This is a genomic window from Escherichia sp. MOD1-EC7003, assembly GCF_002965065.1.
In the GTDB taxonomy this organism is placed as follows: Bacteria; Pseudomonadota; Gammaproteobacteria; order Enterobacterales; family Enterobacteriaceae; genus Escherichia.
The window spans coordinates 1-494 of the sequence record NZ_PTRE01000102.1 but is presented as its reverse complement, the minus strand read 5'-3'; the positions used below and the strand labels follow the sequence as shown (position 1 = coordinate 494).

1 pseudogene is annotated in these 494 nt (G+C 42.3%); it reads left to right on the top strand.

Annotation, left to right across the window (positions count from 1 at the left end):
- Positions 1–113: 113 nt before the first annotated feature.
- Positions 114–494, top strand: a pseudogene (locus A7090_RS17945) (ISAs1 family transposase); the annotation flags it as partial.

Genomic DNA, 494 nt, shown 5'->3' with positions numbered 1-494 from the left:
GCGACTGAATAATGTGATGACGCTGTAGAATTTTTAACGTGACACAGAATTCTGAACGCTCTCAACCTTTGCAGGGTTAAGGACTTGGGGATACAGGATACCATGATCTTTCCCTGGTATCCTGTATCAGTCCTGCAAAATTTCACGAGTGCTTTATTAACTGGATGCATGACTGCCATTCTTCAGATGATAAAGATGTCATCGCAATTGATGGAAAAACACTCCGGCACTCTTATGACAAGAGCCGCCGCAGGGGAGCGATTCATGTTATTAGTGCGTTCTCGACAATGCACAGTCTGGTCCTCGGGCAGATCAAGACAGATGAGAAATCCAATGAGATTACAGCTATTCCTGAACTTCTTAACATGTTGGATATTAAAGGAAAAATCATCACAACTGATGCAATGGGTTGCCAGAAAGATATTGCAGATAAGATACAAAAGCAGGGAGGTGATTATTTATTCGCTGTAAAAGGAAATCAGGGGCGGCTTAAT